The organism is Vibrio sp. T13N, assembly GCF_032970445.1.
Taxonomy (GTDB): Bacteria; Pseudomonadota; Gammaproteobacteria; order Enterobacterales; family Vibrionaceae; genus Vibrio; species Vibrio diabolicus.
The window spans coordinates 45,774-66,819 of record NZ_JAWJYE010000017.1; the positions used below are offsets into that span (position 1 = coordinate 45,774).

20 protein-coding genes and 3 tRNA genes are annotated in these 21,046 nt (G+C 46.5%); 10 read left to right on the forward strand and 13 right to left on the reverse strand.

Annotated elements, in window-relative coordinates:
- Positions 1-146: 146 nt before the first annotated feature.
- The gene (locus tag R2S67_RS20415; protein WP_005395423.1) at positions 147-1,550 is read left to right on the forward strand and encodes an SPFH domain-containing protein; all 1,404 of its coding nucleotides are present in this window, start codon (positions 147-149) and stop codon (positions 1,548-1,550) included.
- A 101-nt stretch (positions 1,551-1,651) separates the two neighbouring features.
- On the opposite strand, the gene frdD is transcribed toward R2S67_RS20415, so the two are convergent.
- From frdD to frdA, 4 genes are read right to left on the reverse strand one after another with little or no spacing between them, the layout of a single operon-like run.
- Positions 1,652-2,029, reverse strand: a complete 378-nt coding sequence (frdD, locus tag R2S67_RS20420; RefSeq protein ID WP_005395421.1) for a fumarate reductase subunit FrdD — start codon at positions 2,027-2,029, stop codon at positions 1,652-1,654.
- Between the two features lie 10 nt (positions 2,030-2,039).
- On the reverse strand, positions 2,040-2,423 hold the full coding sequence (gene frdC / locus R2S67_RS20425) for a fumarate reductase subunit FrdC (RefSeq protein ID WP_005395419.1): 384 nt from the start codon (positions 2,421-2,423) through the stop codon (positions 2,040-2,042).
- A 2-nt stretch (positions 2,424-2,425) separates the two neighbouring features.
- Positions 2,426-3,184, reverse strand: a complete 759-nt coding sequence (locus tag R2S67_RS20430; protein WP_005381489.1) for a succinate dehydrogenase/fumarate reductase iron-sulfur subunit — start codon at positions 3,182-3,184, stop codon at positions 2,426-2,428.
- Positions 3,184-4,983, reverse strand: a complete 1,800-nt coding sequence (gene frdA, locus R2S67_RS20435) for a fumarate reductase (quinol) flavoprotein subunit (RefSeq protein WP_047010259.1) — start codon at positions 4,981-4,983, stop codon at positions 3,184-3,186. Before frdA ends, R2S67_RS20430 begins: the two co-directional genes overlap by 1 nt.
- 435 nt (positions 4,984-5,418) lie before the next feature.
- Here frdA and epmA point away from each other — a divergent pair, with 435 nt between their 5' ends.
- From epmA to R2S67_RS20455, 4 genes are all read left to right on the forward strand, one after another.
- Positions 5,419-6,390 carry an elongation factor P--(R)-beta-lysine ligase gene (gene epmA / locus R2S67_RS20440; RefSeq protein WP_152815358.1) on the forward strand — a complete coding sequence of 324 codons (972 nt, stop codon included), beginning with the start codon at positions 5,419-5,421 and terminating at the stop codon, positions 6,388-6,390.
- A gap of 9 nt (positions 6,391-6,399) precedes the next feature.
- Positions 6,400-6,774: a VanZ family protein gene (locus tag R2S67_RS20445; RefSeq protein WP_005395414.1), complete on the forward strand. Its 375-nt coding sequence runs from the start codon at positions 6,400-6,402 to the stop codon at positions 6,772-6,774.
- A 21-nt stretch (positions 6,775-6,795) separates the two neighbouring features.
- Positions 6,796-7,431 carry a TetR/AcrR family transcriptional regulator gene (locus R2S67_RS20450; protein ID WP_005395413.1) on the forward strand — a complete coding sequence of 212 codons (636 nt, stop codon included), beginning with the start codon at positions 6,796-6,798 and terminating at the stop codon, positions 7,429-7,431.
- 144 nt (positions 7,432-7,575) lie between these two features.
- Positions 7,576-8,532, forward strand: coding sequence for a DHH family phosphoesterase (locus R2S67_RS20455; RefSeq protein ID WP_258622089.1), 957 nt, complete (start codon positions 7,576-7,578; stop codon positions 8,530-8,532).
- A 73-nt stretch (positions 8,533-8,605) separates the two neighbouring features.
- Here R2S67_RS20455 and R2S67_RS20460 read toward each other — a convergent pair whose 3' ends face one another.
- The 5 genes from R2S67_RS20460 to R2S67_RS20480 form a co-directional block, all read right to left on the reverse strand.
- Positions 8,606-9,751 carry a murein hydrolase activator EnvC family protein gene (locus R2S67_RS20460; protein ID WP_167394182.1) on the reverse strand — a complete coding sequence of 382 codons (1,146 nt, stop codon included), beginning with the start codon at positions 9,749-9,751 and terminating at the stop codon, positions 8,606-8,608.
- A 25-nt stretch (positions 9,752-9,776) separates the two neighbouring features.
- On the reverse strand, positions 9,777-10,598 hold the full coding sequence (gene cysE / locus R2S67_RS20465) for a serine O-acetyltransferase (protein WP_005395410.1): 822 nt from the start codon (positions 10,596-10,598) through the stop codon (positions 9,777-9,779).
- Positions 10,599-10,676: 78 nt separating this feature from the next.
- Complete coding sequence (gpsA, locus tag R2S67_RS20470; protein WP_005395404.1) at positions 10,677-11,714, reverse strand: NAD(P)H-dependent glycerol-3-phosphate dehydrogenase; 1,038 nt, start codon at positions 11,712-11,714, stop codon at positions 10,677-10,679.
- A 195-nt stretch (positions 11,715-11,909) separates the two neighbouring features.
- Positions 11,910-12,374: a protein-export chaperone SecB gene (gene secB, locus R2S67_RS20475; RefSeq protein ID WP_005395400.1), complete on the reverse strand. Its 465-nt coding sequence runs from the start codon at positions 12,372-12,374 to the stop codon at positions 11,910-11,912.
- 246 nt (positions 12,375-12,620) lie between these two features.
- Positions 12,621-13,055, reverse strand: a complete 435-nt coding sequence (locus R2S67_RS20480; RefSeq protein ID WP_005395399.1) for a rhodanese-like domain-containing protein — start codon at positions 13,053-13,055, stop codon at positions 12,621-12,623.
- 547 nt (positions 13,056-13,602) lie between these two features.
- Here R2S67_RS20480 and gpmM point away from each other — a divergent pair.
- Positions 13,603-15,135 carry a 2,3-bisphosphoglycerate-independent phosphoglycerate mutase gene (gpmM, locus tag R2S67_RS20485; protein WP_317346840.1) on the forward strand — a complete coding sequence of 511 codons (1,533 nt, stop codon included), beginning with the start codon at positions 13,603-13,605 and terminating at the stop codon, positions 15,133-15,135.
- A gap of 82 nt (positions 15,136-15,217) precedes the next feature.
- On the opposite strand, the gene R2S67_RS20490 is transcribed toward gpmM, so the two are convergent.
- The 4 genes from R2S67_RS20490 to rsgA form a co-directional block, all read right to left on the reverse strand.
- Complete coding sequence (locus tag R2S67_RS20490; RefSeq protein WP_317346842.1) at positions 15,218-16,105, reverse strand: DMT family transporter; 888 nt, start codon at positions 16,103-16,105, stop codon at positions 15,218-15,220.
- A gap of 132 nt (positions 16,106-16,237) precedes the next feature.
- Positions 16,238-17,653, reverse strand: coding sequence for an SLC13 family permease (locus R2S67_RS20495; protein ID WP_176320535.1), 1,416 nt, complete (start codon positions 17,651-17,653; stop codon positions 16,238-16,240).
- 167 nt (positions 17,654-17,820) lie between these two features.
- Positions 17,821-18,678, reverse strand: coding sequence for an archaetidylserine decarboxylase (asd, locus tag R2S67_RS20500; protein WP_317346843.1), 858 nt, complete (start codon positions 18,676-18,678; stop codon positions 17,821-17,823).
- Positions 18,679-18,794: 116 nt separating this feature from the next.
- Complete coding sequence (gene rsgA, locus R2S67_RS20505; RefSeq protein ID WP_005395388.1) at positions 18,795-19,859, reverse strand: small ribosomal subunit biogenesis GTPase RsgA; 1,065 nt, start codon at positions 19,857-19,859, stop codon at positions 18,795-18,797.
- 127 nt (positions 19,860-19,986) lie between these two features.
- On the opposite strand from rsgA, the gene orn reads away from it, so the two are divergent.
- The 4 genes from orn (at position 19,987) to R2S67_RS20525 (ending at position 20,989) form a co-directional block, all read left to right on the forward strand.
- Positions 19,987-20,532 carry an oligoribonuclease gene (orn, locus tag R2S67_RS20510; protein WP_005395387.1) on the forward strand — a complete coding sequence of 182 codons (546 nt, stop codon included), beginning with the start codon at positions 19,987-19,989 and terminating at the stop codon, positions 20,530-20,532.
- Positions 20,533-20,688: 156 nt separating this feature from the next.
- Positions 20,689-20,764, forward strand: a tRNA-Gly gene (locus tag R2S67_RS20515).
- A gap of 42 nt (positions 20,765-20,806) precedes the next feature.
- Positions 20,807-20,883, forward strand: a tRNA-Met gene (locus tag R2S67_RS20520).
- A gap of 30 nt (positions 20,884-20,913) precedes the next feature.
- A tRNA-Gly gene (locus R2S67_RS20525) sits at positions 20,914-20,989 on the forward strand.
- The last annotated feature ends 57 nt before the right edge of the window (positions 20,990-21,046 follow it).

The following is a 21,046-nucleotide window of genomic DNA, read 5'->3' on the forward strand; positions in this document are numbered from 1 at the left end:
ATTATTCGTAAAAATCTTATTTATTTCATGAATCTGTCGATTATTCCTTAATGTAACATTTTGATACATTAGTTCTTGTTGTTGAGTTGCATAGCAATCTGATTTTTATCGATTTAACTCAGTAACAATCCAAAAAGGAGAACAAAATGGAAAGCAGAGGCTTAGGAAGGGGTTTAAAGGTGGAAGAAAGACGTCAGTTACTACACAAAGGATTGAAAGCTGCGGTGTTTGGCGTACCGCTGTTGGCAATAGGCTTAACGATTAATAGCTCTGTGCTGATGACCGATGCAGGTTACAGCTACGTGCATCAGAACAATATCACTGGTGAGTTGGATGTGTTTACTGAACCTGGCATTCATTTTCGCATGCCATTTCTGTCCAAAATCACCAAGTATGACCAAGTGATCACTGTGTCATTCGGTAACAGCAAGGGCGAAGATTTTTATCAACGTCTTGATGCGATTCAGGTTCGGTTTGCCGACACCTACATTGGTCAGATCCCCGTAACATTCCGCTTTAAGCTCAGTAATGACCCTGAAGCGGTTAAGAAGATGCACAAAGAGTTCCGTAACAACAGTAACTTGATTGATGCGCTGCTTGTAAAGAACGCACGTAACGTGACGGTGATTACTGCTACCCAATACACGGGTGAAGAGTTTTTCCAAGGTGGTTTGAACCAGTTCAAATCGAAACTTGGCGATCAGTTGCGAGAGGGGATTTATCTAACAGAGCGACGTCAGGTTGAAGTGGAAGAGTTGGATCTTGCGCCTGTTGGGGCGAATCAGGCCAATGCGAACCAACTACAGCGCACCAATCAACTGGTTTGGAAAACGGTGCCAGTTGTAGATAAAACCGGGCAACCAATTCGTCAAGACAACCCGTTACAACAATACGGCATTCAAGTGACGCAGGTGACCATTGGTGATCCACAGCCAGAAAAGCAATTGGATCAGCTATTGGCGGATAAAAAGCGTTTAGTGGCGGATCGTATTCGCGCGATTCAGGAGCAAGAAACGTCAAAAGCACAAGCAGAGACCGAGCAGTTACGCAAAGAGATTCAGCGAACACGTGAAGTGCAAGACGCTCAGCGTGGTAAAGAACTCGCTATTATTGCTCAGCAAAAAGAAGTGGAAGTTGCACGTCAGATTGCAGAGCGTGAAATCGTTGAAGTGGAAAAAACCAAACGACTTGCTGAAGTCGAGAAGGAGAAAGAGCTAGCTATCGCAGAGGCTAACTTAGCCATTCAAAAGGCGAACGCACTTTCTGCTGAGTTTGAAGCGAAAGCGATATTAGCGAAAGGTCGTGCAGAATCTGAGGTCCTAAAAGCGAAGTACTCGGCGTTAGGGGCAAACCGTGAAGTTTATTTGGCAGAGTTGAATCGAGACGTAGCGAACTCGTTGTACAACAACTTGCAAAACTTCCAAGTTCAGATGCCACAAAACTACATTGGTGGTAGCGAAGAAACGGGCTTGAAAACAAACCTAGATGTGATTACTGGCTTTGGCGCCCTGGGTCTTATGGACCAAACGAAGAAAGTCATACAGCAATAAGATCATGGGTGGTCAAAAGCTTAAAAAGCAAAAAGATCATGGGTAACCCAAAGCAATAAAAAAGCTGGCATAGAGCCAGCTTTTTCTTTTTAGTCAGTATCTTAAATCATGAAGATAAAGATAACGGCTAGTGCAGTAATGAGGCCTGCAAATGCATAGCATGCAATTTTACCTATCACACCAGTGTGGAATTTAAGGTCGTGCATGCCGTGGTGTACACGGTGCATCGCATGCCACATTGGTAGAGCTAGGGTGCCAATGATGAATAGCGCACCGATGATACTGGTTGCGAATTCGGAGACACGCTCGTAGCTCATCGCTTCTGCATCAATCACGCCTAGTGGGACCAAGATACCTAGCACCAATACCGTGATTGGCGTGATCATCGCGAACCAAGTACCACCAGCACCAAATAGACCCCACCAGATTGGCTCATCAGAACGTTTTGGTGATGTGTTTACACTATAATTCGGTTTCATGCTCAGCTCCTTACACCACGATGAGAACGATCAGTGAGATGAACGCAACCGCGGCCCACTGAGTCAATACGATGATTTTCTTGTCCACCAGTTTGCCTTTCAAACGAATTGGCATTACTTGCGGCATCATGCTGAAGAAAGTTTGAGCGTGGAATAGGCTACCTAGTAGTGCAACGATGTTGATCGCGACTACGATTGGGTTTGCCATAAAATCCAACCAACCTTGCCATGCTTCAGGGCCTTTCACCAAGCAACCTAAACCGAAAGTTAGGAACAGAGTGAATAGGATCAAAGGCAGCACAGTCGCTTCACGTAGCATGTAGAAGCGGTAGAAAGGATGGTTCTTCCACCAAGTGCGTTTTACTTCACGAACGTAAGGTTTACGATTGCTCATCCTTATGCCTCCACTTTCTTTGGTGAACCATCAGGTTTCAACATAGCAATCACGAAGTCCATAGAAGACTCCACTTTGCCTTGGTTTACTGCCGCTGCTGGGTCAACGTTCTTCGGACAAACTTCAGAACAGTAACCAACAAACGTACAACCCCAAGCACCGTTTTCACCGTTGATAAGCTTCATGCGCTCATCTTTACCGTTGTCACGACTGTCTAGATTGTAGCGGTGCGCTAGCGTTAGTGCCGCAGGACCGATGAACTCAGGGTTCAGACCAAACTGAGGACACGCCGCGTAGCACAGACCGCAGTTGATACAACCAGCGAACTGCTTGTATTTCGCCATTTGCTCTGGCGTTTGCAAGTTCGTACCGTCTTCTGGTTTACGGTCGTTACCAATGATGTACGGTTTGATTGCTTCAAGACGTTCGATGAACGGCGTCATATCAACAATCAAGTCTTTCTCGATTGGGAAGTTCGCTAGAGGCTCGATAGTCACACCGTCTGGGTAATCACGTAGGAAGCTCTTACAAGCAAGCTTCGGTACGTTGTTCACCATGATGCCGCAAGAACCACAGATCGCCATACGGCAAGACCAACGGTAAGACAGATCTTTGTCTAGGTGATCTTTAATGTAGCCCAGTGCGTCAAGCACAGACATGGTTTCATCGAATGGCACTTCGAATGTTTGCTTGTATGGTTCTGCATCTTTTTCTGGGTCATAACGCAGAATGTCTACTTTTTGAATGCGATTTGCTGACATTATGCTTGCTCCTCTGCGTTCTTCTCTTCAGCTGCGGCTTTTTCTGCTGCTTCACCGTATAGACGAGCTTTTGGTTGTGACTTAGTGATAGTCACATTGCTGTAATCGATACTTGGCGCTGAATCTGGTTTGTAGAAAGCAAGTGAGTGTTTTAGGAAGTTCACGTCATCACGTTCTGTACAACCGTCGTCCAGACGTTGGTGCGCACCGCGAGATTCTTTACGTAGAATCGCAGAGTGAACCATCGCTTCTGCGACTTCTAGGCCGTAACCCACTTCAATTGCGTACAGAAGATCAGTGTTAAACACTTTGCCTTTGTCTTTAATGCTGATGCGTTTGTAGCGTTCTTTTAGTTCGGTGATCTTGTTAATGGTTTCTTGCATCAAATCTTCTTGACGGTAGATACCACAACCCGCTTCCATGGTATGACCCATTTCAGTACGGATGTTTGCCCAGTTCTCATCACCTTCTTGGTTCATCAGTTTGGCGATGCGCTCTTCAACTGCTTTCACTTGAGCATCGATTGCAGACTCGTTCCAACCTTTGAATTCTTCAGCGCGTTTCACTGCGTTTTCACCCGCTACGCGACCAAATACCACAAACTCAGCCAATGAGTTAGAACCTAGACGGTTTGCACCGTGAAGACCAACAGACGCACATTCACCAACCGCGAATAGACCTTTAATGCGAGTTTCACAGCCGCCGTTTGTCTCGATACCACCCATGGTGTAGTGAACCGTTGGACGAATTGGAATTGGCTCTTTTGCAGGGTCTACGTTTACGTAAGCTTTTGCTAGCTCACAGATGAACGGTAGACGCTCTTGTAGGTACTCTTCACCAAGGTGGCGAAGGTCTAGGTGCACCACGTCACCCAGTGGGTGTTTGATGGTGTTGCCTTTCTGTTGTTCGTGCCAGAAAGCTTGAGAAACTTTGTCACGAGGACCCAGTTCCATGTATTTGTTCTTCGGTTGGCCAACTGGAGTTTCAGGGCCCATGCCGTAATCTTGTAAGTAACGGTAGCCGTTCTTGTTAACGATGATACCGCCTTCACCACGACAACCTTCCGTCATCAGGATACCTGTGCCAGGAAGACCGGTTGGGTGGTATTGAACGAATTCCATATCACGTAGAGGAACGCCGTGACGGTAAGCCATTGCCATGCCATCGCCCGTTACGATACCGCCGTTGGTGTTACAGTGGTAAACACGGCCCGCGCCACCTGTTGCTAGAACAACAGATTTTGCTTTGATAGTAACAAGCTCGCCTTCAGACATGTGAATAGCAATCAGACCTTGAACTTCGCCTTCATCAACAAGCAGATCCACCACAAAGTACTCATCAAAGCGTTTGATGTTGCTGTACTTCATGGATGTCTGGAATAGCGTATGAAGCATGTGGAAGCCAGTTTTATCTGCAGCGAACCAAGTACGTTCAACCTTCATACCACCAAAGCGGCGTACGTTGACTTCACCGTTCTCTTTACGACTCCATGGGCAACCCCATTGCTCCATTTGGATCATTTCGCGAGTCGCGTTCTCTACAAAGTATTCAACAACGTCCTGTTCACATAGCCAGTCACCACCGCCAACAGTGTCGTTGAAGTGGTTGTCTAAGCTATCTTCATCCTTGATAACTGCTGCTGAGCCACCCTCTGCAGCGACCGTGTGGGAGCGCATTGGATAAACTTTAGAAATCAGAGCGACTTCTAAGTCTGGGTTTGCTTCAGCCGCTGCAATAGCAGTACGAAGACCAGCGCCGCCTGCGCCGATGACTGCGATATCTGTGGTGATAATTTGCACAGTTATCCTCCAGTGTGTGATTGCGGAAATCCGCTTGTTATTGTCATTACGAGGCGCTCTTTAAAAAGAACTCCCCAAAAGTAGTAGGGTTAGTGTAGATGAGCCACATGGCAGAAAAATTGATGTAATTGGGTTTTTGCTTCGGTAATGCACTTAAGGGCATAGAATTTATAGGTTATGTGACTGCTATCACGGCATCGAGGTTTTGGCCCTCAAGCATTAACATTAGGGATGTTAAACCTGTGTTGCGTGACATTAACCGCATGGATAATAGGATTTTAACTGAGTGTTTTTTGTGCTGCGGCACGAGTAATGCTTGCCTCAAATAGGCGAGCACGTTAGTAAAAATAAGAAGGGATATTCCTCTCTTCTTGAAGAGTAAAAAGCATGTAGAATGAGACTTTCCTCGCTGAATTAAAGTTTGAGAGACTTGTTATGCAAACCAACTGGCAACCTACTGCTTCCATTGACCAACTTCGTCAACGTGCGACGTTAATCGCGTCGATTCGCCAATTCTTCGCTGATCGACAGGTGATGGAAGTCGACACGCCAGCCATGAGTCACGCAACCGTGACCGACATTCATTTGCATACTTTCCAAACCGAGTTTGTTGGCCCGGATTACGCCGATGGTAGCAAGCTGTTCTTTATGACCAGCCCTGAATTCCACATGAAGCGCCTGCTGGCGGCTGGCAGCGGTTGTATTTATCAAATCAACAAAGCATTTCGTAACGAAGAAAATGGTCGTTACCACAATCCAGAATTCACGATGTTGGAGTGGTATCGCGTTGGCTTTGACCATCATAAATTGATGGATGAAATGGATGATCTGTTGCAACTGGTATTGAAGTGTGGCGCAGCGCAGCGCATGACGTATCAACAAGCCTTCATTGATGTGTTGGGTGTGTGCCCACTAGAAGGCTCGATGACGGAGCTGAAAGCGGCGGCAAGCAAGCTGGGTTTGAGTGACATTGCAGAGCCTGAAGAAGATCGCGATACGTTACTGCAATTGCTATTTAGCGTGGGAGTCGAACACAAAATTGGTCAGGATGTGCCTGCTTTTGTGTACGACTTCCCGGCATCACAGGCGGCGCTTGCGAAAATCAATCCTCAAGACCATCGTGTTGCGGATCGCTTTGAGGTGTATTTTAAGGGAATTGAGCTGGCAAATGGGTTCCATGAGCTCGATAACCCGAAAGAGCAACTGGCGCGTTTTGAGCAAGATAACGCGAAGCGTCTCGACATGGGTTTAAAACCGCAGCCAATCGACTATCATTTGATTTCCGCATTGGAGGCAGGGTTGCCAGATTGTGCGGGTGTTGCGTTAGGCATCGATCGTTTGATCATGCTAGCGCTCGGCTGTGACCACATTGATCAAGTGACGGCTTTTCCATTCCCAATCGCATAAGGATATTCAATGAACTTGGCTGCTGCACGTTTGGTCATTCTCAGCTACGCAATACTGATCGCTTACTTATCGTTGAGCTCGGGCGAGTTGCAAGACTGGGGCAACATTGCGTATCTTGATAAAATGCAGCACGCCATGGCGTACAGCGGATTTGCGTTTTTAGGTTGCTTTTGCGTGTGGCGTTGGCGTCAACGTTGGGCGGTGGCGATTGGTATCTTATTATTTAGTGCTGCCATCGAATGGCTACAAGGGTATGTTGGAAGACAAACCTCTTGGTTAGACCTTGTCGCCAACTCAACGGGTATTCTAACTGGTCTGTTATGTTACCGTATTTGGAGCCTCTATCGACCTAGGTTGGTGAAGTCGCTATACTCGATTCGTTAATGAAGAGGGAACACGATAACAATGAAAACGCGCGACAAAATCGTCTACGCGGCACTGGAGTTGTTCAACCAACATGGTGAACGCAACATCACCACCAATCACATTGCCGATCACATCGAAATTAGCCCAGGTAATCTGTATTACCACTTCCGTAATAAGCAAGAAATCGTTCGTGAGATCTTTGCGCTTTATTCAGCAGAACTTTTAGAAAGATTTACCCCTATTCAAGGCTCACAAGAAAGCCTGACTATGCTGAAGAGCTACCTAGATTCCATCTTTACGCTAATGTGGAAATACCGCTTTTTCTACGCGAATCTACCTGAGATCTTGTCACGAGATGAGCAGTTACATGAGCAGTACATTGATGTGCAAGAAAAGCTGCAAGCGAACCTTATTGCGATCATGCAGGAGTTTGTATCGCTAAAGCTGCTTAATGTTGATCAACAGCAGTTGAAGTCACTGGTGTGTACGTTGCATTTGATTGCGTGTAGCTGGTTGGCGTATCAATCTGCAATGGCTTCGAAAACCAGCATCACTGAGCAAATGGTGAAGCAAGGGATGTTGCAGATGCTTAATGTCGTTAAGCCATTAGCAACTGAGCAGGGCTTAGAGCAGCTACTGTTACTGGAAGATGCGGTCAGCAATCTACACAGTTAAACGTCAAACTGCTTAATATTTCGAGAGTCACTCTCATTTTCGAGTCGTGGCTCGAGTTGACTTGTCAAATATGCCACGCACAATAGTCCTCATACCGTTCAGCCCTCTCTGGGATATGACTCTCGATAAAGGAACTATCGCTCCATGAATTACGACATTTTTAATGGCGATGCTGATGGCATCATTGCGCTTCTACAATTACGCTTGGCTGATCCTATCGAGGCTCAGTTAATTACTGGTGTAAAGCGCGATATCAAGCTGGTGGAAAAAGTAGACGTGCAAGCGGGTGATGAGCTAACGGTGTTAGACATTTCGATGGAAAAGAACATGGTAGGCCTAGAGCAAGCATTGGCTCAAGGCGCGCACGTGTTTTACGCCGATCACCATAAGGCGGGTGATATTCCTCAGCATGGCAACTTGGATGCGCACATCGATCTCGATGCCAACATGTGTACGGCTTTAATTGTCGATCAATTGCTAAATGGACGTTTTCACACATGGGCGATTACGGCGGCTTATGGCGATAACATGATCGCGAAAGCAGATGAATTGGCTGACAAGGTCGGATTGTCACACGATCAGAAAGCGCAGCTTAAAGAGCTTGGCACTTTGATTAATTACAACGGTTACGGTTCGAAAGTGGATGACTTACATTTCCATCCTGCGGATTTGTACCAAGCCTTGCTGAAGTACACGTCGCCATTTGATGTAATTGAAGATAAAACTTCGCCTTACTACCAACTGCAGTCTGCTTACCAACAAGATATGGATGCCGCTCTGGCAGTGCCTGCCACGCATGAGAGCGGTAAGCTAAAGCTGTTCGAGCTACCAAACACGGCCGCATCACGTCGAATCAGCGGTGTGTATGGCAACTGGCTGGCAAATCAAAACCCAGATTCTGCTCATGCAGTACTCACCGAAAATGCAGATGGCACTTACACGGTCTCTCTACGTGCCCCGTTGAACAACAAACAAGGCGCCGTTGCCGTGTGTGGACAGTTTCCAACTGGTGGCGGCCGAGAAGCGGCGGCAGGCATCAACGCATTAAGCAAAGATGATGTAAGTGCTTTTATTGATGCGGTAGAAACGTACTACGCATAGCATTTGCCAAAATATGAATACAAAAAAGGAGCCGAGTGGCTCCTTTTTTATTATAAGTCGATGAGTCAGATAATTAGCGCTTCAACCAAGATTTCGGGTTTTGTGCTTCACTGTTGCGGCGAATTTCGAAATAGAGTGATGCGCGATCTTGCCCGCCAGTATCACCCGCAAGAGCAATCACTTCGCCTGCGGTCACTCGATCGCCTTCTTTTTTCGTCAACGCTTGGTTGTAGCCGTAGAGCGTCATGTCGCCTTTGCCGTGGTCAAGCAATACCACTAAGCCATACCCGCGTAAATACTCAGCAAATACGACAGTCCCCGGATAAACGGCTTTCACTTGTTGACCGTAATTGGCCGCAAGCACCATTCCCTTCCAGTTTACTTGCCCGGTTTGGCGAGTACCGAAGTTGTGTAATACACGACCTTTGAGTGGCCATGGCAGTTTACCGCGCTGTTTGCCCAGTCCGTCCATTGGCACGGCATTACGCTTAGCCGCTTTGGCGATCTCGGCTTTTAGGCGTGTTTCGTTGCGCTGCAGTTCAGCAAGGTAGCGTTTATCGTTCTTGATACTGCTCTGAATTTTATTCAGGGTTTGCTTACGTTTGGATTGTGTACTTGCCAGCGCCGTACGTTTCTCAGATTGCTGTTTGAGTAACGTCTCGATTTGCTCTTTTTCTAGCTCAAGCTGGTTTTTGTTGTGTGCCAATTCTTGAGTGGTTTTGGTGATTGCATCAATCACTTCCGCACGCGCTTTGGCTAAGTGCTGGAAGTATTGACTCATGCGGTCTTCTTCCACACCTTGATTCAACAAGTGACCATTGGCTTTCGCTCGTTCGGTCACGTAATACGTTTGCAGCAACTGTTTGAGCTCTTCCTCTTGCTCTTGGCGCTGCGCTTCTTGCAAGGCAATTTTATCTTCTAGCTTGTCTATGTTTTTGTCTGCTTGTGCTAGCTCAGATTTGGTTTGTCTTATTTCGCGTTCAAGTTTAGAAATGCCAAGTTCTTGCTCTTTGAGCGATTTTTGTAGCTCATTGAGTTGCTTTTCTTGGGAAGAGAGAGATTTGCGTTGACGGCTTATCTCACTTGATACGCCTTTGAGCTCTTGTTGACTAGCGGCAGAAGAGGTGAGGGGATATGTGGCAGATAAAGCACAAGTTAATAAAATAGCCGAGCGTAGAACAGGGTGATTTTGTTTTCGCACTTGAGATTTACCTACCACGTTGTTGTCAAAGGTTTGTTGACGATTAAATACCATCTCCATGGATAAAGCTTTGTGATTTACCATTAAAGCCTTGATCCATATCGAGAGAAGGTTTGTCCGTTTTTGGACGACCGACGATTTTCGCAGGAACCCCCGCCACAGTTGTGTGTGGTGGTACTGCTTGCAATACCACAGAGCAAGAGCCGATTTTCGCGCCTTCGCCCACTTCGATATTGCCAAGAATTTTTGCACCTGCACCAATCATCACACCTTCACGGATTTTCGGGTGACGATCGCCGCACTCTTTACCCGTACCGCCTAAGGTAACGTCTTGTAGAATTGAGACGTCATTATCGATAACTGCAGTTTCACCGATGACAATACCCGTTGCGTGGTCGAGCATTATGCCGCTACCAATGCGTGCTGCCGGGTGAATGTCTACCTGACACGCAACCGAAATTTGGTTTTGCAGGTAGGTGGCCAGTGCATGGCGCCCTTGCTTCCATAGCCAGTTTGCCACGCGGTAGCCTTGCAGAGCGTGGTAGCCCTTTAAGTACAGCAGCGGCATAGAGTACATCGAAACTGCAGGGTCGCGATTAACCGTGGCACAAATGTCACAAGCGGCACAATCGGTAATGGTTGGGTCGGCAGAGAACGCTTCTTCTACCACTTCACGTACTGCCATTGCTGGCATCGATGCCGTGTTTAACTTGTTTGCCAAAATGTAGCTGAGCGCGGCACAGAAACTTTCATGCTTGATGATGGTGGCATGGTAAAAGCTGGCCAGCATTGGCTCTTGCTCTGACATTTCGCGGGCTTCTGAGACAATTCTGTTCCAGACTTTTTGTTTTTCGCAGTGTTTCATTCTCAATATCCTGAGTGGTTCTTCCGTGACCCGACAACTTCTATTCTTCTCAGATGAGGTGCGAAGGGGCGTAGAGTGCTACTTTCCTTCGGCTTTTTTGTCACGAGCAAGTAAATCTTGCGCTGCCAGGCGTGCATCCTTACCTTGATACAATACTTGATAAATTTGATCAACAATTGGCATCTCAACACCCATGCGTTGAGAGAGCATCCATACTTCTTTCGTGTTGCGGTAGCCTTCTACGACTTGGCCAATTTCTTCTTGTGCCGTGTCGACGTCTTTACCTTGACCTAGCGCTAAACCAAAGCGGCGGTTACGTGATTGGTTGTCGGTACACGTTAGGACAAGGTCGCCCAAACCAGCCATACCCATGAAGGTTTCTGGTTTTGCACCAAGCGCAGCACCAAGACGACTCATTTCGGCCAAACCACGAGTAATCAATGCAGTACGCGCGTTGGCTCCAAAACCGATGCCGTCAGACATACCCGCACCAATTGCGATAACGTTTTTCACCGCGCCGCCCAATTGCATCCCGATAAAGTCACTATTGGCGTACACGCGGAAGGTTTTGCTGCAGTGGATTTTTTCTTGTAGGTCAGCGACAAATTCAGCATCTGGAGACGCAACTGAAATTGCAGTAGGCATGCCCATCGCGAGCTCTTTGGCGAATGTTGGGCCAGACAATACAGCCAGTGAGTAGTTTTCACCGATAATGTCATAAGCGACGTCTTTAAGCAGACGCCCCGTTTCTGGCTCAAGACCTTTGGTTGCCCAGCAGATACGAGAGTCTTCACGTAAGAAAGGTTTACAGCTGTTCAGCACGATGCCAAAAACATGGCTTGGAACCACAACCAATAAATCTCGGCTTGCTTGTACGGCTTTTTCTAAATCCGATTCAATGATCAAGCTTTCAGGGAAATCAACGTCAGGTAAGAAAGCGTGGTTCGCGCGATCCGCTTCTAAGCGTGCCATGTGCTCAGGCTCGTGTCCCCAAAGGACTACGTTCGCGCCGTTACGAGCGAGTGAGATCGCCAGAGAGGTACCGTATGAACCTGCGCCAATCACCGTCATTGCGATGTCTTTACCGTAAGCATTGTTTGTATTTGCTTGTGTCATGCTACCGCCTAATTGTCTTTCTACTAGTAGAATCTAGTTCCTAATCGTCAAATTTTACGCCTTCTGGCGATTAGGAACTAGGAACTTTTGTCAGAAATAAAAAATGCACATTGCATCGGATGGTAGACGCTCTGTGCATTTTATTAGAGTCGGTGACGTCAGCACTCAGGCTATTCGTCACTTACAAAACGTGAATTACGCTTCAGCTTCGCCTTGTTGAGCTTGCTGTTGTAGGTAGTTCATGAATAGCGCGTCGAAGTTAACTGGCGCTAGGTTCAGTTGAGGGAACGTACCTTTAACCACTAGGCTTGAGATAGTTTCACGAGCGTATGGGAATAGGATGTTCGGGCAGAATGCGCCTAGGCAATGTGCTAGTTGGCCTGCTTCCATTTGCTCAGCAGTGAAGATACCACCTTGTTGAACTTCACATAGGAACGCTGTTTCTTCTTCGTTCTTCACAGTTACAGTTAGACGTAGAACCACTTCGTAAACGCCTTCACCAAGCTCACGGCTTTGAGTGTCTAGGTCTAGTTTAACGTCTGGGTTCCATTCTTTTTGGAAGATTACTGGAGAGTTTGGCGCTTCGAAAGAAACGTCTTTTAGGAAGATGCGTTGAATTGCGAAGTTTTGTTGTGCTTCTTGAGGTGCTGCTTCAGCCATTTTTTAATCCTTAAATAAATATTTGTAGAGCCTAGAAACGTCTAAACTCAGAAAACTGGTATATCCCGAGACTAACTGAGCCAATCTACCTTGACTAGATGAAGCGTGTATTACGTGCAAAGCGTCACAACTTAATGCTTCAACTGCTTTCAATTTGCTCAGTTTATTATCCACGAAGCTTGGCAAAAACACGCTTGGTGCGTACCTTGTATTTTGCCTCTGCCACGTTATCGAAGCTGCCGGGTATTACTTTTTACCACGAACTAAAGGCAGGTTCGCTTCGTTCCATGCAATCAAGCCGTTCTTCAGTAGGCTTACTTTTTCAAAGCCTGCTTTTACTAATAGGTTCGCGCTTTCTTGAGCGTTTTGCCCTGTCTTGCATACCACAATGATTGGGTCTGATTTGTGGTTTTCAAGGCTACCAAAGTTACCCGCTTTGATATCTGACGGTAAAATGTGAAGTGAGTCGGTGATATGACCTTTTTTGAACTCGTCCTTTGTGCGGATATCCACTACAACGCCGTTTTCACGGTTCATAAGATGAGTCAGTTGGTTTACGTTGATTTCTTTGTATGCGGCCGTCGCTGACTTCACGATGTTCATGATAAAGGCGACAAGAAGACCTACCCAAACCAAAGATAGAATCATGTTCTGTTGGAAAAATTCAATGTACTCTTGCATGTCTTGAGCTCTTACGCTGTTGGCGGAAAAATAAAGCAGGAGTATAGCGGGGTTAAGCCTCTTAGGCGAGAGGGTTAAAATTTTCTAACGAATAATTGAGATCTCTATAAACCCTTTATGTTATTGCCATCCGTGCCTTGGACTATGGTAGCTTGATTGTTTTTGCCTATTGGATTTATCGACTTAAGTGACTTTTGTTTTACCGAAAAAAGCGAACAATAGGTACTAACCAATCTTGTTCGATCATGCGTTAAATAAGCGCTGTTTCAGGTGCAAAAACAAGAATCAGAAGCGTAAGAAAACCGAACCTAGACTGGGGTGTACAAAGCGTATTAGGAATGACTATGCTTGTGGAACACGTTTGTCGGCACTGACTCGTTGTTCGCTTAACTTGTAAGATAGCAACAATAAATCGCAAACATTATTTGATCTTAACCTACAGTTTTGGTTAAAAAGTGTAGTAAAATTACGCTAGTTTTGTTTCAAGGTTAGATAGGGCAGCGAGGCCCTACGCCAAAAGTTACTTAAATTTGATGAGGTCATCACTATGTCAGCTAAGAAGCCACTGGCTCTAGTTATCCTTGACGGTTACGGTTACCGTGAAGACACAGCAAGTAACGCAATTGCGAATGCGAAAACACCAGTAATGGATGCTCTGATTGCGAATAACCCACACACTCTAATCTCTGCTTCAGGCATGGATGTTGGCCTTCCTGATGGTCAAATGGGTAACTCAGAAGTTGGTCACACTAACATTGGCGCAGGTCGCGTTGTATACCAAGATCTAACTCGTATCACTAAATCGATCGCTGACGGTGAGTTCGCTGAAACGCCAGCGCTTGTTGAAGCAGTTGATGCTGCTGTTAAAGCAGAGAAAGCGGTACACATCATGGGTCTGATGTCTCCAGGTGGCGTACACTCTCATGAAGACCATATCTACGCAGCGGTTGAAATGGCAGCGGCTCGTGGCGCTGAGAAAATCTACCTACACTGTTTCCTAGACGGTCGTGACACGCCACCACGTAGTGCAGAAAACTCGCTACAACGTTTCCAAGATCTATTCGCGAAACTAGGTAAAGGTCGTGTTGCTTCTCTAGTAGGTCGCTACTACGCTATGGACCGTGACAACAACTGGGATCGCGTTCAAGTTGCTTACGATCTTCTGACTCAAGCGAAAGCTGAGTTCACAGCAGAAACCGCCGTTGCTGGTCTAGAAGCCGCTTACGCTCGTGAAGAGAACGATGAATTCGTGAAAGCGACAGCCATCAAAGCGGAAGGCGAAGAAGACGCAATCATGCAAGACGGTGATGCGGTTATCTTCATGAACTACCGTGCTGACCGTGCACGTCAAATCACACGTGCATTCGTTCCTGGTTTTGACGGTTTTGAGCGCGCAGTATTCCCGGCAGTTAACTTCGTTATGTTGACTCAATACGCGGCAGATATCCCTCTAGCAATCGCATTCCCACCAGCGTCTCTAGAAAACACGTACGGTGAGTGGCTGTCTAAGCAAGGTCAAACTCAGCTACGTATCTCTGAAACAGAGAAATACGCACACGTGACTTTCTTCTTCAACGGCGGTGTTGAAAACGAATTTGAAGGCGAAGAGCGCCAGCTTGTTGCTTCTCCAAAAGTAGCCACTTACGACCTTCAGCCAGAAATGAGCTCCCCTGAGCTTACAGAGAAACTGGTTGCGGCGATCAAGTCTGGTAAGTTCGACACTATCATCTGTAACTACCCGAACGCAGATATGGTTGGTCACACTGGCGTTTACGAAGCAGCTGAGAAAGCAATCGAAGCGCTAGATGAAAGTGTTGGCAAAGTAGTTGAAGCAATCAAAGAAGTTGGCGGTCAGCTACTGATCACTGCGGACCACGGTAACGCAGAAATGATGGTTGACCCAGAAACGGGTGGTACTCACACAGCGCACACTAACCTACCGGTTCCTCTTATTTACGTAGGTGATAAAGCGGTTGAGTTCAAAGAAGGCGGCAAACTTTCTGACCTTGCACCAACCATGCTTTCTCTAGCAGGTCTAGAAATCCCAGCAGAAATGACGGGCGAAGTGCTAGTTAAGTAATTAACTGACAGCTCATAATGACAAAAGCCCGAGTTTAAACTCGGGCTTTTTTGTATCTGGCAACAAGGGCTGGTCTGTAAGGTTATTGAACCAAAATGCCTGCACCAATCACGGCTAGGGCTGCGCCCAACCATGCAAATCGGTTTGGTCGGCGTTTAGTGTAAATCCAGAGCAGTGGTAGCAACATAATTGGCGTGGTTGAAGATAGCAGTGCAACCATACCTACATTTCCTTCTTGCAGTGCGTATAAGATCAGCGTCATGCCGACGGCCATCGCCAAGAAACCGTTAAGCGCAGTAATACCAAATACTCTCCAAGTAATGTGTTGTGTCGAGCGAGCGACTTTGACCCCTAGAACTAACAACATGCTGTGGGCGAAAAATGCACTGATCATTCGAATAGCAGAAGCCGCAACAGGGTCAATGCTGGTTTGCATTACTGGCTTGGCGATGATACCACCCAATGCTTGGCACATTGCAGCGGTTAAGCCAAGTCCAATACCCACCCAGATGTTACCTTTAATGTCTTCCAAGACGTTATTCACTTGGCCTCTTCGACCAAAGAATATCGCCATCACCACGCCGCTAAATACCAAGGATGCGCCCAGTAGTTCTATTGTGGTCATGACTTCGCTAAATAAGAAGTAGCCCAAAATAGCAGAGAATACCGCATGGCAGGAAAACAGTAGCCCGGCTTGTCTTGGCCCCATACGATTCAAGCACGCGAACAGAGCGGTATCGCCAATAAAAATACCAATCAGTCCTGAGGCCATCATTGGCGTTACATGTTCCCAAGAAACCGTTAACCAGCCGCCAGTTATCCAGGCCATTGTTGATAAGATCACGGCCGTACAGCCCATGCGCCAGCGGCTGTAAGAAAATGCGCCTAGGTGTTGTGCAGGAATGACAGAAATAAGGCTAGAAATTGCCCACAAAAAAGCGGCACATAAAGCAAGCCATTCGTAACCCATGATGTGTCGACGTCCTTGTAGATTTGAGGAGTCTTAATATGCACGAAATTTATGGGATGTAAAAGCCGCTCTGTGAGGGCAGTAGATGGAGAGCAGCTCCATGACAACAAGCTCTGTCACGGAGCTTATCGATTAAAACAGCACCAAAACTGCGCCATACACGATAAATAGACCAATCAAACCAAGAATCAGCCCCACTTTCGCCATGTCTTTGCTCTCGATTAGGCCTGTTGAATAAGCCAAAGAGTTTGGTGGCGTGGAAACCGGTAAGATCATGCCAAGTGATGCGGAGAATGCGACGACAACCAGTAAACCTTGTAGGCCACCAACCGCAATAAGGCTTGGCATGGATGTACCAATAGCGGCAGCAATAGGCATTAATAAGTTTGCCGTTGCGGTATTAGACATAAAGTTCGCCATTAACCAACATACGACCGATAGGGCAAAGACAACGGCAAATGGTGATAGTAAGCTGTAATCAATGGCGTGTGCTAATGCTTCGGCTAAGCCTGTTTTGTCTAAGGCAATACCAATTGCGATACCACCGGCAACCAGCCATAAAACATCCCAGTTAATCAGCTTGAGTTCTTCTTTTCCCATAATGCCCGTTAACGTGAACACCGCCAGCGGGATAATCGCAACAACATACGTGTTCATGCCGTGCACTTTTGTCGTCATCCAAAGCACAATGGTTAGTGAAAAAGTGATGTAGACGACGATCGCGCGCCAGCTCTTTTTGAACGTACCATCCAGCTTTAGTTTCATTTCTGGTTCGCTGGACGGAAACAGCTTCTGCAACAAAAACCAAGCAACAGTGAGTTGTATCAGCACAAATGGTAGGCCCATTGTCATCCAGGATAGGAAGTCTATGGCGTTTTCTCCGGTGAGGTATTGGAGCGCTATTGCGTTAGGTGGAGTGCCTATCGGAGTTGCAATGCCGCCAGTATTCGCGGCAATTGGAATGCACAGCACCAGCGCTTTAATCCCTAGATCCCCTTTAGGTGCAGAAGCGACGATTGGACCGAGCAGCGCCAACATCATGACCGTCGTGGCAGTGTTGGACATGAACATTGAAAAAACGGCGGTAATGAGCATCAAACCCAGCATGATGAACTTAGGTTGTGTGCCGAATGGTTTTAGTAGTACTCGGGCGAGATTGTTGTCGAGTTCGTATTTGGAAGCCGCGATGGCGAGGGCAAACCCACCCATAAAAAGAATAATGATCGGTGAAGAGAAGGCAGAGAAAATATCAGTGTAAGCAATTAACTCTCCTAAATCATGCCCCGCTGGTGGATTGCGAAATAGATGCAAACCTTTATCCGATATCATGATCAGTTCAAGAGCGATAATAAGAATGGACGTAGCAAAAACGGGGACCGGCTCAAGAACCCAAAGTAGGGCAGCAAGAAGAAAAATAGCCAACAGGCGATGCTGAATTAAAGTAAGATCATCAATAGGAATAGCATCAATCGGCATCATCAAAACACCGAGCGGAATTAAAAAGCACACCAGCAATTTCGCCAGCGTGTTTACACTCATCTTTGGCATTGGCTGCCCCTCTAAATATTCATCCTAAGCGCAGGATAATTGATTGTGGAATGAAGGTCTTAGAGGCAGGTATGAGTTTGAGAAATAGAGGCTAAATTTTGAACGGAATTTTGCTTTTTATCAATAAAAAGAGCCCTTGAGAAAGGGCTCTTTTAACGGGGTTTTGTTTATTTTTTCAAGGCGTAAGGTGTGCCCATTACGGTTGGCTTACCGTTTTCCATGCTTGCGTCAAACTCAATCGCGTCTTTGGCAAACAGGTTAATAACAGTAGAGCCCAGTTTGAAGCGGCCCATCTCTTCGCCTTTTTTCAAGATCACGGCCTTGTCACCCTCAGCTGGGTAATCCCATTTGTAGACAGTATTGCCACGAGGCGGAGTGATCGTGCCAGCCCATACTTGCTCAATGCTACCTACGATGGTTGCGCCAACAAGCACTTGTGCCATAGGACCAAACTCAGTGTCAAAGATACACACCACACGCTCGTTACGTGCGAATAGATTTGGAACGTTTTCTGCCGTAAGTGGGTTTACCGAGAACAGGTCACCAGGCACGTAAATCATTTGGCGCAGTGTGCCGTCACACGGCATGTGTACACGATGGTAATCGCGCGGAGACAGGTACAGCGTGGCAAAAGATCCATCTTTAAATTCGTTTGCTAAATTCGCGTCACCGCCCAGCAGTTCTTGCGCTGAGAAGTGATGACCTTTTGCTTGGATAAGTTGACCATCTTCAATAGGGCCAAATTGGCTAACACAAGCGTCGGCTGGGTGAGTGATGACGTTTTCGCCTTCAGAAATTGGGCGTGCGCCCTCTTTTAGCTCACGAACGAAAAACTCGTTGAACGTTTTAAAATGCTTAGGATCTGAGTGCTTCGCCTCATCCATGTTCACATTGTATTGTTTGATAAACCAACGAATAACTGCTGTTGTTAGACCGCTAGCTTTTGCTGAAGCCAGTTTACCCATTAGGCGAGTGAGGCCGTGTTGTGGGATCCAGTACTGCAGTCCAACTTTAAACTTGTCCATCTTTAATTCCGATACTTCTGTTAGATTCGCGCTTTAGGGCGCGTGATGTTACTGAAATTTAATTTGCTTGTCAGTATTAGGTGAAGACTTTTTACACAGTTACAGTCTTAACTTAATTACAGATCGGCTTTCTTATTGCGTGAATACTGACGGTTTGCTTTGTTTTCAACCATGCTTTCCAAAATGCGATGGTAGTTTTCAAAGCGAGTTTCGTTGATTTCCCCTTTCTCAACAGCTTCACGTAGAAGGCAGCCAGGGTCGTCATTGTGCTTACAATCTCTGAACTTACAACCGCCTAAGTATGGTCGGAATTCAACGAATGCTTTCGTTACTTCTTCTGCTTCCAAATGCCAAAGCCCAAATTCACGCACTCCAGGCGAGTCGATCAAGTCGCCACCCGTCGGAATATGATACAAGCGCGCTGCTGTCGTGGTGTGTTGGCCTAAACCTGAGTTCTCGGAAACTTCGCCTTCTTCAACTTCGCTCTCTAGTTCCGGCATTAACGCGTTGACTAAGCTGGATTTCCCTACGCCTGATTGACCAACAAAGATATTAATTCGGTCACGCAGCAGGGTTTCTAGTTCAGCAATGCCTTCTCCAGACTTCTTGCTTACCAGAAGCACTTTATAGCCAATGCGTTCATATTCTTTGAGCCATTCTTCATACATTGCACGATCATCGGCTTCTAGAAGATCGACTTTGTTTAAGACCAGCAATGGTGCGATATTCAGTGTTTCTGATGCTACGAGGTAACGGTCAATAATATTCAGTGATAGCTCGGGCAGTACCGAGGAGACAATGACCATTTGATCAATATTGGCAGCTACGGGCTTTAGGCCATCGTAGTAATCTGGACGAGTGAGCACTGAAGAACGAGGTTCTACCGCTTCAACAACGCCAGAAATGCCAGCCATAGACTCCAAGCCTTCGCGCCATAAAACTCGATCGCCAGATACTAAAGATTCGATACCACGGCGAAGGTTACAGCGTTGAATCTCGCCTGTTTCAAGGTCTTCAATATCCGCGTGCTGGCCAAAACGAGTGATCACTAGACCTTGTTTGCTTGCGCCTAGCATGTTTTCATCCCACTGGATGGACTCTTCTTGCTTTTTTAAACGCTTTTGTTGGTTGCTGCGTACGCGTCGCACTTGACCTTTGGTTAACTTTTTCTTCTTTGCCACAATTCTGTACTTTATGTGAATTTACTCAAATGGTTGAGCCGTGATCTTGGCTCTGAGTGAGTATCGTGTTTCCCGTATTTTGAGGTATAGTACCTCTTTTATCGATAAACAAATAGGCGGCGTAACCATGTCCTTTAGCGATCAAAACCTAATTTGGGTTGATTTAGAGATGACAGGGCTTGATCCTGAAACGCACAAAATCATTGAAATTGCTTCTATTGTCACGGATAGCGAGCTAAATATTTTGGCTGAAGGTCCAGTATTAGCGATTCATCAGCCGGAAGAAGAGCTAGCGAAAATGGACGATTGGTGCACCAATACGCATACGGCAAGCGGCTTGGTGGAACGCGTTCGCAACAGTAAAATCTCAGAACAAGATGCGGTCGCACAAACCATTGAATTCTTAGAAAAATGGGTGCCGAAAGGGGCGTCGCCAATATGTGGTAACAGCATTGGGCAGGATCGTCGCTTCTTGTACAAACACATGCCGGAATTAGAAGAGTTCTTTCATTACCGATATGTTGACGTCAGCACTCTTAAAGAATTGGCGCGTCGTTGGCAACCTGAAGTATTAAATGGGTTCACAAAACAGGGAACACATTTGGCCTTGGACGACATTCGCGAGTCGATTGCAGAACTTAAGTACTATCGTGGTACTATTTTCAAGATTTAACTGTTAAGGTTGCGATCCAAATTGTTGTAATTTATATCGCTTTTGATTGCTTTTTCATCGTTCAGTAAAAAAATAAAGTTTTTTTGAAGGAAGGACTTGCATCACAAAAAAATGCTCTTATAATTCGCAGCCCTAAACAGCGGAAACGTTGTTGATGCGACACTAGCTCAGTTGGTAGAGCGCAACCTTGCCAAGGTTGAGGTCACGAGTTCGAACCTCGTGTGTCGCTCCAGTTTYATAGTTCTCACGGTACTTAACGGTGACACAATACGGACGCGGGGTGGAGCAGCTTGGTAGCTCGTCGGGCTCATAACCCGAAGGTCGTCGGTTCAAATCCGGCCCCCGCAACCAAATTCTATTAATAGCGACTGCTGTTGATATGCGACACTAGCTCAGTTGGTAGAGCGCAACCTTGCCAAGGTTGAGGTCACGAGTTCGAACCTCGTGTGTCGCTCCAGTTTYATAGTTCTCACGGTACTTAACGGTGACACAATACGGACGCGGGGTGGAGCAG

Bases quoted from the DNA above. Each gene is read 5' to 3' on its own strand.
- R2S67_RS20415 (WP_005395423.1), top strand. From the start codon at position 147: ATGGAAAGCAGAGGCTTAGGAAGGGGTTTAAAGGTGGAAGAAAGACGT.
- frdD (WP_005395421.1), bottom strand. From the start codon at position 2,029: ATGAAACCGAATTATAGTGTAAACACATCACCAAAACGTTCTGATGAG.
- frdC (WP_005395419.1), bottom strand. From the start codon at position 2,423: ATGAGCAATCGTAAACCTTACGTTCGTGAAGTAAAACGCACTTGGTGG.
- R2S67_RS20430 (WP_005381489.1), bottom strand. From the start codon at position 3,184: ATGTCAGCAAATCGCATTCAAAAAGTAGACATTCTGCGTTATGACCCA.
- epmA (WP_152815358.1), top strand. From the start codon at position 5,419: ATGCAAACCAACTGGCAACCTACTGCTTCCATTGACCAACTTCGTCAA.
- R2S67_RS20445 (WP_005395414.1), top strand. From the start codon at position 6,400: ATGAACTTGGCTGCTGCACGTTTGGTCATTCTCAGCTACGCAATACTG.
- R2S67_RS20450 (WP_005395413.1), top strand. From the start codon at position 6,796: ATGAAAACGCGCGACAAAATCGTCTACGCGGCACTGGAGTTGTTCAAC.
- R2S67_RS20455 (WP_258622089.1), top strand. From the start codon at position 7,576: ATGAATTACGACATTTTTAATGGCGATGCTGATGGCATCATTGCGCTT.
- cysE (WP_005395410.1), bottom strand. From the start codon at position 10,598: ATGAAACACTGCGAAAAACAAAAAGTCTGGAACAGAATTGTCTCAGAA.
- gpsA (WP_005395404.1), bottom strand. From the start codon at position 11,714: ATGACACAAGCAAATACAAACAATGCTTACGGTAAAGACATCGCAATG.
- secB (WP_005395400.1), bottom strand. From the start codon at position 12,374: ATGGCTGAAGCAGCACCTCAAGAAGCACAACAAAACTTCGCAATTCAA.
- R2S67_RS20480 (WP_005395399.1), bottom strand. From the start codon at position 13,055: ATGCAAGAGTACATTGAATTTTTCCAACAGAACATGATTCTATCTTTG.
- gpmM (WP_317346840.1), top strand. From the start codon at position 13,603: ATGTCAGCTAAGAAGCCACTGGCTCTAGTTATCCTTGACGGTTACGGT.
- R2S67_RS20490 (WP_317346842.1), bottom strand. From the start codon at position 16,105: ATGGGTTACGAATGGCTTGCTTTATGTGCCGCTTTTTTGTGGGCAATT.
- R2S67_RS20495 (WP_176320535.1), bottom strand. From the start codon at position 17,653: ATGCCAAAGATGAGTGTAAACACGCTGGCGAAATTGCTGGTGTGCTTT.
- asd (WP_317346843.1), bottom strand. From the start codon at position 18,678: ATGGACAAGTTTAAAGTTGGACTGCAGTACTGGATCCCACAACACGGC.
- orn (WP_005395387.1), top strand. From the start codon at position 19,987: ATGTCCTTTAGCGATCAAAACCTAATTTGGGTTGATTTAGAGATGACA.